3 protein-coding genes are annotated in these 15,478 nt (G+C 72.2%); all 3 read right to left on the reverse strand.

All coding sequences use genetic code 11. From position 1 onward, the window contains the following. Positions 1-30 precede the first annotated feature (30 nt). The 3 genes from CSR00_RS15695 to CSR00_RS15705 are packed head-to-tail and all read right to left on the reverse strand — an operon-like array spanning position 31 to position 15,472. Complete coding sequence (locus CSR00_RS15695; RefSeq protein WP_099023343.1) at positions 31-4,476, reverse strand: type I polyketide synthase; 4,446 nt, start codon at positions 4,474-4,476, stop codon at positions 31-33. Continuing rightward, on the reverse strand, positions 4,473-9,926 hold the full coding sequence (locus tag CSR00_RS15700; protein WP_099023344.1) for a type I polyketide synthase: 5,454 nt from the start codon (positions 9,924-9,926) through the stop codon (positions 4,473-4,475). Before CSR00_RS15700 ends, CSR00_RS15695 begins: the two co-directional genes overlap by 4 nt. Continuing rightward, positions 9,926-15,472, reverse strand: a complete 5,547-nt coding sequence (locus CSR00_RS15705; protein ID WP_099023345.1) for a type I polyketide synthase — start codon at positions 15,470-15,472, stop codon at positions 9,926-9,928. The genes CSR00_RS15700 and CSR00_RS15705 overlap by 1 nt, the downstream gene beginning before the upstream one ends. Positions 15,473-15,478 lie beyond the last annotated feature (6 nt).

Raw genomic sequence — 15,478 nt, forward strand, 5'->3', positions numbered from 1 at the left:
GTCTCCTACCGGGTCTCCGACCGCCGCCGGTCACGACAGGTCGACCAGAGCCAGGTCGTCGCCTTCGGAATCGGCCTCGCTGGCAGCCAGTGCGTCCCGGGTCAGCTCCATCAGCGCACCGGTGAACACCCTGGCCAGTGACTCCACGTCGGTCTCACCCAACCGGCGGGAGTCGTACCACCAGTCCAGATGCAGCACGCCACCCGCACGGTAGACCCGCAGCTCCAGGGCGTGCCCGAGTCCGGGCACCGTGTCGCGCAACGGCATCGCGGTGTCGGCGTCGAACTGCACGGGCACGTCGTCGGGTACGTCGTCGGGCAGCTCCGGGATGGCGCCCAGGTGCGAGAACAGGATGTCGGCCGAACGCTCCTCGCCGAACAACCGTGAGGTCGGGGCGTGCAGATACCGCAACAGCCCGTAGCCGATGCCGTAGTGCGGCACCGCCCGCAGCGACTCGCGCACATCCTCCAGCAGCTCGCCGGCACCGGTCACGCGGCCCGACGCACACGTGAGGGCGATCGGATACACCGTGGTGAACCAGCCCACCGTGCGACGCAGATCGACGTCGGGTTTGAGCACCGAGCGGCCCGGCCCACCCAGGTCGACGGCCACGGCACCGTCGCCGACGGTGTCGGCGATCGCGCGGCCCAGGGCCGCCAGCAGCAGCTCCTCCTGCGGCAGGTTGAGCTTGCGCCGGGCGTCGTCGACCTCGGAGGTCTCGGCTTCCGAGAGCCCCGAGGACAGCCGGGCCAGGTCGTCGGTGGCGGGTGGCTCCGGGACGTCCATGCCCGCCACGCTCAGCGTGGCCTTGGCCGTGGTCTGCAGCCAGTGGTCGCGACTCTCCAGCACCGCGGGGTGGCTGGCCAGGCCCGCGCACCGCTGCGACCACTCGGTCCAGGACGTGCTCACCGGCTCCAGCACGATGTCCTGACCGGCCAGCCGCTGGTTGAACGCGGTGAAGATGTCGGTCAGCAGGATGTCGCGCGACGGCGCGTCACCGGCGATGCCGTGCACGCTCAACGCCAGATAGGAGGCCCCGCCGGGCACGCCCCGGATGTGGGCGGCGTTCAGCGGGGCCGTGAGCAGGTGGTGCTCGCGGATCTGTTCGGCCAGGATGCCGAGCACGGCCTCACGCTCCTGCGGGCTGCCGGCGGCCACCCCCTCGGGCAGCGTGCGGCCGGCCAGGGCGGTGAACTCCTCGGGATCGGACACCCGCTGTTCCCAGGTGCCGCTGCGCTCCACGATGTGCAGCCGCAACGCGTCGTGGTGGTTGACCACCGCGGTCAGCACCGCCGTGATGTCCTCGGCACTGACGTCGGCACGCAGCCGCAGCAGCACCGGGATACGCCAACTGCCGACGTCGCGCAGTCCGTTCTCGAGGAAGAACGCGACGTTGGGCGGGACCGGCGGGTGCACGACATCGCTCAGCGACTGCCGCGCCAGTCCGCCCTCGGCGTAGCGCTTGGTCAGCGTGCGGGCCAACGACGCCACCGTCTGGTTCTCGTAGAGATCCTGCGGGGTCAGGTCGAGCCCCTCCTTGGCCGCGGCCATCGCGACGCTGATGGCGATCAGCGAGTCACCGCCCAGCTCGAAGAAGTTGGCGGTGGGAGCGATCGAGCTGATACCCAGGCACTGCGCCCAGATCCGCTGCAGTGTCGTCTCCAGCTGCGACCTGCCGCCCGCAGAGCCCGTCGTCGTGGAAGCGCCGGCGGTGGCCGCGGCGCCCGCACCGTTGCCACCCGCGGCACCCGCCACCCACCCGGCGTTGGCGTTGTGCTCGATCCAGTGGCGTTGCCGCTCGAAGGGATAACCGGGCAGCGACAGCAGCCGGGGCTGCGCGCCGATCCGGGGTGTCCAGTCGACGTCCACGCCGGCCGCCCACAGCTGACCGAGTCCGAGCAGGAACGCGTCGTCGTCGTTGCGGTTCTGGGCGTGATGGCGCATCAGCCGCACCGCGCGGTTGTCGGCGGACCACCGCGGGTGCCGGGTCGCCGAGGAGGTCAGGCTGCCGCCGGGGCCGACCTCGACGAACACCCGCTTGGGGTCGTCGAGCAGGACGTCGAGCTCGTCGGCGAAGCGCACCGTCGCCCGGATCTGGCGGGCCCAGGTGGCCGGGTTGGTCGCCTCACCCGCCGACATCCACGTCCCGGTCACGTTGGACAGCAACGGGATCTGGGGTTCGCGCAGCTCCAGCCGCGACATGAACGCGGTGAACTCCGGGATGACCGGGTCCATCAGGCGCGAATGGAACGCGTGCGAGGTGCGCACCCGCCGGGCCGCGACGCCCTTCTCGGCCAGGCGCGCCTGGAAGGCGCGGATGTTCTCCTCGGATCCGGCCACCACGCAGCTGCCCGGGTCGTTGACGGTGGCGATGTCGACCTCCGAAGAGAGGTACTCGGCGACGTCGCCGGGACTCAACGGGACCGCGACCATGACCCCGCGCGCCGAGGCGTGCATCAGCCGGGCCCGCATGGAGACCGCCTTGACCGCCGTCGGCAGGTCGAAGACACCGGCCAGGGTGCCCGCGACGTACTCGCCGATGCTGTGACCGGCCAGCGCGCCGGGGCGCACGCCGTAGGACTCGGCGAGTTTGGCCAGCGAGTACTCCACCGCGAAGAGGGCCGGCTGGGTGCGGTCGGTGCGCTCGAGATTGCGGGCGGTGCCCTCGAATACCTCGTGCCGCAGGTCGAAGTCCATCTCCTCGCGGAAGGCGTCGGCGCAGGCGTCGAAGTGCTGCCGGAACACCGGTTCGGTGTCGTAGAGCCCGCGGGCCATCCCGACGTGCTGGGCGCCCTGGCCGGGGAACAGGAACACCACCCGCTCGGCGGACCCGTCGGTGCCGGAGCGGCCGGCCCCGCCGACCCCTTCGCCGATGAACACGTTGTCGTGCTCGGCGGCGCCGAGCACGGTCACCGCGTGCTCCTGGTCGCTGACCACCGCGGCCATCCGCACCGGCTCGGTCTTGCGGCGGGTCAGGGTGTAGGCGGCGTCGGGCAGGCTGATGTCGTCGACGTCGGACAGTTCGGAGGCCAGCGCGTTGCGCGCGGACTGCAGGGCCTCGGCGGTGCGGGCCGACAGCAGCAGCACCTGGCTGCCCGGACGGACCTCCGGCTCGGGCACCGGCGGCGCCTCCTCGAGCACCACGTGCGCGTTGGTCCCGCCCACCCCGAAGGAGCTGACGCCGGCCCGGCGAATTCCGTCCCACTCCCACGGACCGTCCTGGCCGCGGATGACGAACGGCCCCCGATCGATGTGCATCTCCGGGTTCGGGCTGGTGTAGTGCAGGGTGGCCGGAATGGCCCGGTGCTTGAGGCACAGGATGGTCTTGATCAGCCCGGCCATGCCCGCGGCGGTCTCCAGATGCCCGATGTTGGACTTGACCGAGCCGACGTAACACGGACCGGGGCGCGGCTCCTCGGAGATGTCGAAGGCCTGGCGGAGTCCCTCGATCTCGATGGGGTCGCCCAACGGCGTTCCGGTGCCGTGGCTTTCGATGTAGCTGACGGTCGACGCATCGACGTCGGCGACCGCGTGCGCCTCGGCGATGACCTCGGCCTGCCCGGCGGCGTTGGGCGCGGCGTAGTTCATCTTGGTCGCGCCGTCGTTGTTGAGCGCCGAACCGCGGATCACCGCGTGGATGCGGTCGCCGTCGTCCAGGGCGTCCTCGAGGGGCTTGAGGACCACGACCCCGACACCGCTGCCGAAGATGGTGCCGTCCGAACGGACGTCGAAGGGGCGGCAGTAGCCGGTCGGCGACACCATCGACCCGGGGTCATACCAGTACCCGACACGGTGCGGCACGCGCAGCGAGGAGCCGCCGGCCAGGGCCATCTCGCATTCCCCGTTGAGGATGCTCTGGACGGCCAGGTGCAGCGCCACCAGCGACGACGAGCAGGCCGTCTGGACGGCGATCGCCGGCCCGCGCAGGTTGAACTGGTGCGCCACCCGGGTGGCCAGGTGGTCCTTGTCGTTCTGCAGCGACAGGTTGACCATGTCGAAGCTGGCGCCCTGCCCGATAACCATCTGCGGGTCGTAGTGCGACATCAGGTTGTGCAGCAGATACCCGCTGGCCGAGCTGGTGCCGAACACGCCGACGGACTTGTCGATCTCGGCCGGGTCGTATCCGGCGTCCTCGAACGCGTGCCAGGCGGTCTGCAGGAACAGCCGGTGTTGGGGGTCCATGGTCCGGGCGGCGCTCGGGGTGAACCCGAAGAACTCGGCGTCGAACTCCTCGATGCCGGTCATCAGCGCCGCGCGCCGGACATAGGAGCGGTTGGCCAGGGCCTTCTCCCCCACCCCGGAGGCCAGCAGGTCGTCCTCGGACAGATCGACGATCGACTCCACGCCCGCGCGCAGGTTGCGCCAGAACTCCGACACCGATTCCGCGCCGGGGAAGCGGCCGGCCATCCCGACGATCGCGATCGCGTTGGGCGGCGGCGAGTACGCCTGCGACGAGAAGTCGGTGCTGCTGGTCACGATCGTTGTCCCACCTTTCGCCGCGCGGCCGCCCGCTGGCGGGCGGCTGCGCGTTGCTGTGCCCGGTCACGCACCGCGTTGGGGCGCTCCCCGGACTCCTGTTCGGCCAGGCCGAGCTGACGGATGAGGTCGACCGCCAGATCGGCCAGCGATGCGCCCTGAAGGATAAGGGCCACCGGAGGCTCGACCCCGAAATCCCCCCGCACGGTGTTGCGCATCCGCACCGCCATCAACGAGTCCATCCCCAGCTCGGTCAGCGGTTGGCCCACGTCGATCGCGTTCTCGTCGGCGTAGCCCATGATCGCCGAGATGCGTTTGCGCAGGCGAGCGATGACGACCCGGTTCACCTCGGCGCCGTCGAGCTGCTTCAACGCGTCCGGCCCGTCCCAGTCGTCGTCGGCGTCCAGGGCCTCCAGTTCGGCCACCAGGTTGCCGAAGTAGCCGAGCCGGCGGATCTCCGGGAACGCATCGGCGGCGCGGTCCAGCCGCAGCCGTGCGACACCGACCCGTTCGAAGCCGGCGGCCACGACCGCCTCCAGCGCTTCGATGCCCTCGGCCGGGGTCATCGGATCCAGCGCACTGAACTGCATGGTCTTGGACAGTCCGACGTCGGACCACTGGCCCCAGTGGATCGCGGTGGCGGGCAACCCGGCGGCGTGCCGCCATTCCACCAGGGCGTCCAGCCAGGCGTTGGCGCACGCGTAGGCGGCCTGCCCCGGCGAACCGAGCAGCGAGACCACCGAGGAGAAGCCCACCCACCAGTCGAGGTCACGACCGGTGGTCGCGGCGTGCAGACGCATCGCGCCGGTCGCCTTGGGCACCCAGATCGCCTCCAGGCTCTCCCGGGTCAGCCCGGCGACCAGTTGGTCCTCGAGCACCGCCGCGGAGTGGATGACACCGCGCAGCGCCCGGCCGGTCTCCTCGGCCGCGGCCACCAGCCGTTCGGCCACTCCGCGCTCGGCCACGTCGCCGCGCACGACGACGAGTTCGGTGCGAGCACCCAGCTCGTCGAGCAGCGCCTGGGCCTGTTCGGACGGGGCGGAGCGGCCGTTGAGCACGACCCGGCCCGCGCCGGCCTCGACCAGCCAGCGGACCACCGCCAGGCCGATGCCACCGAGGGCCCCGGTGACCACGTAGGAACCGTCGCCGCGCACCACATGCTCGGAGGCGCGCGCCGGCAGGCTCGCCCGCGACAGCCGCTCGACGAAGCGCCGACCACCGCGCCAGGCCACGATGTCGTCGGCCGCGTCGGCGACGCCGGAACCGTCGAACTCCGCGGTGAGCACGCCGACCAGGTCGGCGTCGGCGTCGGCGTCCACCAGGGTGGTGCGCAGGTCGGGATGCTCGTAGGCCAGCACCCGGACCAGGCCTCGCAGGGTGGCGACCCCGGGGTCGCCGGGCTCGGCACCATCGGGCCCGGACACCGCCAGTCCCCCGCGGCTGACCAGCCACAGCCGCGGCGGCTTGCCGTGCCAGCCGGCGTTGACGGCCCGCACCGCCGCGGCCACGTTCCAGACGACCTCGCGGGCGTGCGCCTCGGCCGGGTCGGTGTCGGCGGGATCGAAGCCGGGCTGACCGATCACGGCGATCACGCCGACCGGCGGCAAGGCCGGGTCGGCGGCCGCCGCGGCGAACGCCTCCGCGACCGCCGCCTCGTCATCCAGCGCGGCGGTCAGCACGCGACGACTCTCGGTCCCGAAACGCGTGGCGAAATCCGCTGCCGCGGAACGGCTTTGTCCACCGTCGGTCAGCACCAGCCAGCTGCCGGTGGGCAGCTGGGCCGCCGCGGGGTCCGCCGGCGCGCCCTCGGTGGCCTCCCAGGACGTATCGAAGATCTTCTGCGACACCGGCAGCGGCACGGTACGGCGCTGGATCCGGCGCAGCTGCACGCCGTCGGCCTCGGCGAGCAGCGCACCGGATTCGTCGGTCAGCGTGACCCGGCCCACCGCGTCACCGGTGGTCTCGTCGACGCCGACGATCTCGGCGTGGCAACGCGCACGCTTGCCCAGTTCACGGAGGACCCGGATGGAGTCCATCCCGACCGGCAGGTAGGTGACCTCCGCCGAATCCGCATAGCTGTCCCTCGGCATGGCCGCGGCCAGACCCTGCAGGGCCGCGTCGAGCATCACCGGATGGAACAGGATGCCGCGGTGCGCGGTGGCCTCGTCGGGCAGCAGGATCTCGGTGTCGGCCCAGCCGGCACCGCGCACGATCCGGGTCAGTGCGGCGAACGCCTGCCCGTGGTGGGCGCCGGTGCGGCGCAGCTCGGTGTAGAAGTCCGCCGGCGAGACCGGGGCGCCGTCGGTCGCCGCCGGGCGGGGACGCTGCACCGGTGCGGCGGCGGGTGCCGCCCCGACCCGCGCGACCGCGTGGCGGGTCCAGCTGCCGCCCTCGGAACGCGAATGGATCTCCACCCGGGAGCCGCCGTCGGCGTCCTTGACCAACTGAGTGGTCACCCGGGTGTGCTTGTCCAGGGGCAGCATCTGCTCGACCTCGAGCCGGCTGACCTCGACACCGGACACCGGCAGGCCCAACGCCTCACATCCGGCCGCCAACGCCATCTCGGCGAACCCGGCACCGGGCATGACCGCCTGACCGTGCACGATGTGGTCCTCCAGCCACGGGTGGGCCTCCAGCCCCACATCGGCCTGCCAGACGTGTCCGCCGCCGGCGGGCAGCTCCACGTGCAGACCCAGCAGCGGATGCGCACCGCTGAACTGCTGGCCCGCCGAGCGGTCGGCCATCCAGTACGGCGTGTGCACCCAGCTGGTCGGCGGCACGTCGGCCAGGTGGCCGGCCGGGATCGCGGCACTGCCGTCCGGGGCCTCCGCCGACGGCGGACGCAGGGCGGCCAGCTGGGTGTGGAACGCCACCGTCTCCGGGGTGTCCCGGTTGACCGTCGACCCGACGTGGATGCTGCGGCCCGGTGTGGACGCCGCCGCGGTGGTGTCGTTGATCGCGTGGGTCAGCAGCGGGTGCGGGCTGATCTCGACGAAGTTGCTGTGCTCGGCGGCCGCGGTGGTCACCGCCTGGCTGAAGCGGACCGGGTTGCGCAGATTGGCCAGCCAGTACTCGGCACCGAACGGCGGCTCCGAGCCGCTGTACCCGGTGGTCGACAGGACCGGGATCTTGGGGGCCGACGGCGCCAGATACGACAGGGCACTGCGCAGCTCGGGAAGGATCGGGTCGATCGTCGGATGATGGGAGGCGACGTCCACCTCGATCCGCCGGGCCAGCCTGCCCTGACCGTCGACGATCGCCACCAGGGCGTCAACCTGGTCGGGCGGGCCGGCGATGACCGTCTGCCGCGGCGAGGCGTACACCGCGACGGTGACGTCGGGTCGATCGGCGATCAGCTTCTCGGTGGCCGCGGCGTCGAGTTCCAGCAGGGCCATCGCGCCCTGCCCGGACAGCCGCTTCATCAACCGCGACCGGGTGGCGATCACGTCCAGCCCCTCGGCCGGGGTCAGCGCGCCGGCCACCACCGCCGCGGTCACCTCGCCCATCGAGTGCCCGATCACCGCGTCGGGCTCCACGCCGTAGGAACGCCAGAGTTCGGTCAGGGCCAGCTGCATCCCGACCAGGACCGGCTGGATCCGGTCGATGCCGGTCACGGGTTCCCCCGATTCCAGCACCTCACGCAGCGAGAACCCGACCTTGTCGACGAACACCGGCTCCAGCTCGGCGACCGCCGCGGCGAACGCCGGCTCGTCGACGAGGAGCTGGCGCCCCATGCCGGGCCACTGCGCGCCCTGGCCGGAGTACAGGAACACCGTGCCGCGTCCGCGCGCGGCGTCGTGCGGCGCCACCACTCCCGGACCGGTCTTGCCGGCCGCCAACGCCCGCAGCGCGGTCACCGCCTCGGCGCGCTCGCGCGCGCACACCGACGCGACCGTGCCGTACCGGCTGCGGTGGTAGTTCAGCGTCCAGGCGACGTCGGCCAGCGGGACCTCGGCGCCGGCACCCTCGAGCCAATCGGCCAGCGCGCCCGCGGCCGTGGCCACCCGCGCCGGGCTCTTGGCCGACAGCACCAGTGTGGTGACCGCCGGGGCGGTCCCCGCCTCGGCGACCCGGGCGAGCTCGGGGCCCTGTTCGAGCACCACGTGGGCGTTGGTGCCGCCCATGCCGAACGACGACACCGCCGCGCGGCGCGGGGCGGTGCTCTGTGGCCACGGCTCGGCCGAGGTCGGCACGAACAGCCGGGTCTTGGACGGGTCGATCGCCGGATTCCATTGCTGGAAGTTCAGATTCGGTGGGATCTGGCCCTTCTCCAGCGACAGTACGGCCTTGATGAACCCGGCGATGCCCGCGGCCGCCTCCAGGTGGCCCATGTTGGACTTCACCGCACCCAGGGCGCACTTGGCGTCCCCGCGCCCGTACACCGCGGCCAGGGCGTCGAACTCGATCGGGTCACCCAAAGCGGTTCCGGTGCCGTGGGTTTCGATGAGGTTGACGGTGTCGGCCTTGACGTCGGCCGAGCGCAACGCCCGGGTGAGCACGTCGCGCTGGGACGGTGCGTTCGGGGCGGTCAGACCGTTGGAGCGGCCGTCCTGGTTGACCGCCGAACCGCGCACCACCGCCAGCACCCGGTCACCGTCGCGAACCGCGTCGGTGAGCCGCTTGAGCACCACCACCCCGGCGCCCTCGCCGCGGACGAAGCCGTCGGCCCGCGAGTCGAAGGCGTGACACTTGCCGTGCGGGGACAGCATGCCCCACTTGGCCAGCGCCAGCTGGGTTTCCGGGCGCAGGTTCAGGCTGACCCCGCCGGCCAGGGCCAGGTCGCTCTCGCGCATCCGCAGGCTCTGGCAGGCCAGATGGATCGTCACCAGCGAGGAGGAGCAGGCGGTGTCCACCGCGACCGCGGGGCCCTTCAGCCCCAACAGGTAGGCGATGCGCCCGACGGTCACGCTGTGGGCGTTTCCGGTCGCCGAATACGGGTCGATGGTGTCGGGGTTGCCCGCCGAGGCGTTCTGGTACTCGGTGTAGTAGACGCCCATCATCACCGCGGTACGGCTCTCGCCGAGCCGGTCCGGGGCCAGGCCGGCGTTCTCCAGCGCCTCCCAGGCGACCTCCAGGGCCACCCGCTGCTGGGGGTCCATCGCGACCGCCTCGCGCGGGGAGATCCCGAAGAAGTCCGCGTCGAAACCGGAGATGTCGGGCAGGTAGGCACCCCATTTGGTGGGCATCCGCCCCGGCGCACTGGGATCGGGGTCGTAGAACGCGTCGCCGTCCCAGCGCTCGGCGGGCACCTCGGTGATCGCGTCGGTGCCGTTCTCCAGGAACGACCAGTAGCTGTCCGGGCCGGTCACGCCGCCCGGGAACCGGCAGCCGATGCCGACGACCGCCACCGGCTCGGCGCCGGCGATGCGGGATGCCTTGTCGAACTGATCGGCCAGCGCGGTCCGCTGCTCGGCCGTCATGCCCGAAATTCTGTCGAACGTCGTCTTCATCAGATACCGCTCTCACTACCGGCCGGCGCCGAATCGACCTCGGATTCAATACTGTCGAACAACTCGTCCAGCACACTGAACGAATCCTCGGGTTCCTCCTCGTCGGCCCCGGAGTCGGATTCCTGCGCGGCCTGCTGCTGGGGCGCCAGGAGATCGGCGACGAACTCCGACATCAGCGAGATCGACGGGTGGTTCCACAACATCGTCGCAGACAGCTCGATGCGCACCAGTTCCTTGGCGTCGCGCAACAGGTTCATCGCCATCATCGAGTCCAGACCCAGCTCCGGGAAGGAGGTGTCGAGGCCGATGGCCTCCTGCGGCATCCCCAGTTCCCGGGCCAGCACCGCACCCAGGTGGGCCCGCAGTTCGCCGATGGTCTGCTCGCGGTTCATCGCGGCCCAGTCGATGTACTCGACCGGCGGCGCCCCGGCGCGGTCGGCCGACGGAGCCGGCGCCGATTCCAGGGCGGCATAGGTCAGCCCGCGGATGTCCACCCACGTCGCACCGTCGGAGCCCGTGACGAGCACGTCGGCCACCAGCGCGTCGGTGTCGCCGGCGCGGCGGTAGACCTCGACCGTGCCGTCGACACCCGCATCGGCCGCGACCATCAGACTCTCGGCGCCGGCCGGCAACAACAGCTCCGCGTTGTCGGCGTCGGCCAGCCTCGCCACGTGCACGGCCGCGTCGACCAGGGCCGCCGACCGCGTCCCCGGGCCGTCCGGGGCGGCTTCCGGCAGCGTCACCGATGCACGCGCACCGGCCGCGGTGGCCGCGCACTCGGCGATCGTCCACGCGAAGGGTTGCCCCTCCACTCCCCAGGCGTGCTGCAGCTGCTCGATCACGGCCGCGTCGAAGGTGCGGGCGCCGGGGCTCTGGTCCCCCTGGGGTGTACCGGCGGGGGCCCCGGCCGAGCCGACCAGCTTCGCGCTGGCATGCAGCGTCCAGCGCTGCTCCGGGGTGTCGGCGGCCGGGCTCGACCACACCGTCAGCGCGCCCTCGTCGGCGACGACGTGCACGGCCTTCGGCTGATCCAGCACGATCGGGTACTCGAAACGCACGTCGGCGACCGCGACGGTCTGGCCACCGCCGTGGCCGTTGTCGTCCGCGCGCGCCTCGGCGATCTCCTGCGCCGCACTGCTCAGCGTCTGCAACACCACCGACACCGGCACCAGCTCGACACCGCGCACCCGATGGGCCACCGGGTAGGGCCTGCGGTCCGGGCCCAGCCGGGCCCGCCACAGCCGATCGTGGGCCGAGCCACCCACGGCGTCACCGAGCAGCGTGCCCGCCACCGGCTCGGGCAGCGCGTCCAGCTCCCCGGCGCTGCCGGGGGCCCCGGTACCGGCCGCCACGTCGTCGAGGACCTTCACCGCCGCCCGCATCCGGTAGTTCTCGGCCAGCCGGGCCCAGTCGGCGCCGGCGATCACGGTCTGCGCGGCCGCGTCGGGTCCCAGCACGGCCGGCAGCATCCTGATCGCGACGTCGTTGGGCATCGGCTCCAGTCCGGCCGCCTTCATCTGCGGCTGCGCGTCCGACCACGACTTCCACAGACCCCAGTCGACGACCGTCGCGGGAAGGCCCAGTGCGCGACGGGCGTAGGCGAAGGCGTCGGCGAAGGCGTTGGCCGCCGTGTAGTGGCCGACCGCACGCGAACCCAGCAGGCCGGTGATCGACGAGAACAGCACGAACCGGCGTACCGGTGTGCTGAGCGACAGCGTGTGCAGCACGGTCGCGGCGTCGATCTTGGCGCGGAACATCGCGGTCACGTCGTCGTCGGTCATCTCGGTCAGCAGCGCCTCACCACCGGCCAGCGAGGCCAGGTAGACACCCTCCAGCGGCGGCAGGTCGCGGCCGAACCGCTCGAACAACTGCCGCATCGACGCCTCGTCGGCCGCGTCGGCGGCCACCTCCACCAGGGTGGTTCCCCCGGGAGCGAGCTCGGCGGCCAGCTCCGCAAGCTGCGCGCCGCCGCGCCGCGACACCGCGACGATGGTGGATGCGCCCAGTTCGGCGAGTTCGCGGATCAGGTAGGGGCCCACGTTTCCGGTGGCGCCGATGACGAGGTGGCTGGTTCCGCTCTCCAGCCCGGTCAGCGGGACGGCCGGCAGCCGTCGCGGCTCCAGCCTGGGCACCCGCCGCTCGCCGGCGCGGTAGACGGCCTGGTCGTCGGTTCCGGTCTGTCCACCGGCTCGGGCCGCGGCCTCGGCCCGCAGATAGCCGGCCAGCAGCTGAGGGGGCACCATGTCGTCGACATCGATGACCGCACCCCAGAACTCGGGGTTCTCCAGCGCGATCGTGCGGCACTGGCCCCACAGCACCGCGTGTGCCGGGTTGGCGCGGTCGCCGTCGGCGGCGGGCTGGGCGTTGCGGGTCACCACGAACAACCGCGGGTGCGGACCCGGCTCGGCGGAAAGCCCCGCCAGCGCCACCACCAGCCGACGCAGCTGGTGAAACGCCCGGTAGCTCGCCGTGGCCTCCAGGGGTCCCGCCGGTACCGGCGGGACATAGGCCACCCGGTCGACTCCGGCCAGGGCTCCGCGCAGTGCCGCGTCGTCGTCGAGCACCGACATCGGCACGACCCGTGCGCCGTCGGCCAGCAGCGCGGCCAGCTGGGCGCCGGGCTCGTCGGCGATCACCAGCCAATGGCCGCCGGCGGCGTCCGGCGGCGTCTGTCCGAGTTCCCGCACCGGCCAGCTCAGCTGATGGAACCACTCGTGGTAGCCCCCCTCGACCGGCCCGGCGCCCACCGCGGAACCTGCCCCGAAACCATTGTGCTGCAACGCTTCCGGCGCCCGCGAGGTGTGGATCCAATGGTGCGCGTGATGCCAGGGCGTGGTCGGGATCGACACGCGGGGGCGCCCGGGTCGCCGCGGCGTCTTCGGCGGGCGCACGGTGTGCGTGGCGTTGAGGTTGGTGTGGAAGGTCAGGGTGTCGTTGGTGTCGCGCTGCAGGGTGGCGATGCTGTGATGGTGGCGTTCGGCCAGCGTGTCCTTGATCGCGTACCCGAGCAGCGGGTGCGGGCTGACCTCGACGAACACCGCGTTGTCGGCCCCGGCGGTGGCCACGGCCCGGGCGAAACGCACCGGGTTGCGCAGGTTGGCCACCCAGTGGTCGGCGTCGAAGACACAGGAGCCATCCGTCGGACGCTCGTCGGTGGTGACGAGGACGGGGATCTCCGGGCGGCGGGGCCGCAGATCGGCCAGCTCGGTGCGCAGGTCCGCCAGGATCGGGTCGATGATCGGGTGGTGCGACGCCACGTCGACGTCGACCCTGCGGGCCAGCTTGTCCTGCGCGTCGACGACGGCGATCGCGGCGTCGACCTGGTCCGGCGGGCCGGCGATGACCGTCTGGTGCGGTGAGGCGTACACCGCGACGGTCAGCCCGGGGTACCCGGCGATCAGTTCCTCGGCGGCCGCGGCGTCCAGTTCCAGCAGGGCCATCGCGCCCTGCCCGGACAGCCGCTTCATCAGCCGCGACCGGGTGGCGATCACCTTCAGCCCGTCGGCCGGGCTCAGCGCGCCGGCGACCACCGCGGCGGTCACCTCGCCCATCGAGTGCCCGATCACCGCGTCGGGCTTGACGCCGTGGGAGCGCCACAACGCGGTCAGCGCCAGCTGGACACCGACGAGGACGGGCTGGATCCGGTCGATCCCGACGACGGTCTCGCCGGAGGCCAGCACGTCACGCAGCGAGAACCCGACCTGTTCGACGAAGTCCGCCTCCAGCTCGTCGACGGCCGCGGCGAACGCCGGCTCGTCGGCCAGCAGCCGGCGACCCATGCCCGCCCACTGCGAGCCCTGCCCCGAGTACAGGAACACCGTGCCCGAGCCGCAGGCACCGTCGTGGGCGGCGACCACCCCGGGCGCGGGGTATCCGCCGGCCAGGGCCCGCAGGCCCGCAACGGCCTGCTCCCGGTCGCAGGCGGTGACGGTGGCGAACCGGGGATGCTGGGCGCGGCGGTGGTTGAGGGTCTCGGCGACATCGGCCAGCCCGGCCGCGGCCCCCTCGGGGGTCTGCAGCCAGTCCGCGAGCCGGCCGGCCAACGACGCGATCCGCGCCGGGGACTTGCCGGTGACCACCAGCGTGCTCACCGCCGGTTCCGGTTGGGGCGCCGAGCGTTCCGGGGCGTTCTCGGCGCCGGCGGCCTCCGCCATGGGAGCCTGTTCGACGAGCACGTGGGCGTTGGTGCCGCTGACACCGAACGAGGACACCGCGGCGCGGCGGGGATGGTCGACCTCGGGCCACTCCATCGGTTCCGAGGCGACCCGGAAGCCCGACGCCGCGGGCCCCGCCTTGGGGGTCAGCGCGGTGAAGTGCAGCTGCTTGGGAATGAACCCGTGGTGCACGCTGAGCACCGTCTTGATGAAGCCGGTGACGCCGGCGGCCGATTCCAGGTGTCCCAGGTTGGTCTTGACCGATCCCAGCACCAGCGGGGCCGACTCCTGGCGGTCACCGTAGACGGCGGCCAGGGCATCGAGCTCGATGGGATCGCCCAGCGCCGTGCCGGTGCCGTGCGCCTCGATGTAGTCGATGTCCGACGACGCCAGGCGCGCCGTCTGCAGCGCCTTGCGCATCAGTTCCTGCTGCGCCGGACCGTTGGGGACCGTCTGGCCGCTGCTGGCGCCGTCCTGGTTGACCGCCGAGCCACGGACGACCGCCAGCACCCGGTCGCCGTCGCGGACGGCATCCGTCAGGCGCTTGAGCACCACCACGCCGCAGCCCTCACTGCGGACGTAGCCGTCGGCCCCGGCGTCGAACGTCTTGCACCGGCCGTCGGGGGCCAGCATCCCCCACCGTGAGCAGGCGATGTTGTTCTCGGGGCTCAGGATCAGGTTCACCCCGGCGGCCAACGCGTGGTCGCTCTCGCCGCGGCGCAGGCTCTGACAGGCCAGGTGGATCGACACCAGCGACGACGAGCACGCGGTGTCGCTGACCACGGCGGGGCCCCGGGTACCCAGGAAGTAGGACAGCCGCCCGGCGGCGAAGTTCGCCGCGTTGCCGAACGGGATGTAGGGATCGATGTCCTCCGGCCGCAGACTGCCGATGACCGAGTGGAAGTAGTCGTTGGCCGTCAGCCCGATGAACACGCCGGTGGGCGTCCCGCGCAGGGTGCGCGGGTTGATTCCGGCATCCTCCAGCGCCTCCCAGGCCACCTCGAGCAGCAGCCGCTGCTGGGGGTCCATCGCGGCGGCCTCGCGCGGGGCGATGGAGAAGAACTCGGCGTCGAACTCGTCGGGCTGCCAGGACGTCAGGAACCCGCCCTCACGGTTGCAGATGGTGCCCGGCACGGTGTGGTCGGGCGAGTAGAACTCGTCGGCGTCCCACCGCTCGGCCGGCACCCGGATCACACCGTTCTCGCCGTCGACCAACAGCTTCCAGAACTGGTCGGGGTTGTCGACGCCGCCCGGCAGCCGGCAGCCGATGCCGACCACCGCGATGGGCTCGGTCTCGATCTTCTCCGCGGCGGCCAGGCGGGCCGTCAGGTCGTCGATCTTGCGCAGGGCGTCGGTGATGATCGCCCGGCGATCCGGCGATGTCTGGGTCATGGTGCT

The sequence above is a fragment of the Mycolicibacterium palauense genome (genome assembly GCF_002592005.1).
GTDB lineage: Bacteria > Actinomycetota > Actinomycetes > Mycobacteriales > Mycobacteriaceae > Mycobacterium > Mycobacterium palauense.

Bases quoted from the DNA above. Each gene is read 5' to 3' on its own strand.
- CSR00_RS15700 (WP_099023344.1), bottom strand. From the start codon at position 9,926: ATGAAGACGACGTTCGACAGAATTTCGGGCATGACGGCCGAGCAGCGG.
- CSR00_RS15705 (WP_099023345.1), bottom strand. From the start codon at position 15,472: ATGACCCAGACATCGCCGGATCGCCGGGCGATCATCACCGACGCCCTG.